The sequence below is a fragment of the Streptomyces megasporus genome (genome assembly GCF_000718985.1).
In the GTDB taxonomy this organism is placed as follows: Bacteria; Actinomycetota; Actinomycetes; order Streptomycetales; family Streptomycetaceae; genus Streptomyces; species Streptomyces megasporus.
Genome location: NZ_JODL01000180.1, coordinates 1 through 265, shown reverse-complemented (window position 1 = coordinate 265; position 265 = coordinate 1). Strand labels below are relative to the sequence as shown.

At 71.3% G+C, this 265-nt stretch carries 1 protein-coding gene; it reads left to right on the top strand.

The window, feature by feature from the left end; translation table 11 throughout:
• Position 1 precedes the first annotated feature (1 nt).
• Positions 2–265: DUF2637 domain-containing protein (locus IF47_RS0127255; protein WP_031511752.1), on the top strand; the 264-nt coding region annotated here is incomplete at its 3' end.

Below are 265 nucleotides of genomic sequence, written 5' to 3'. Positions count from 1 at the left end.
GGTGATCGCGGCGATCGGCTTCGCCGGATCGTACGCCGCCGTCCGCGACCTCGCCGAGCAGAAAGGTTTCGGCGGTTTCGCTCCGTTCTTCCCCATCGGCGTCGACGCCGGGATCGTGGTGCTGCTCGCCCTGGACCTGCTGCTGACCTGGCTCCGCATCCCCTTTCCGATGCTGCGGCAGACCGCCTGGCTGCTGACGGCCGCCACCATCGCCTTCAACGGCGCCGCCGCCTGGCCGGACCCGCTGGGCGTGGGGATGCACGCG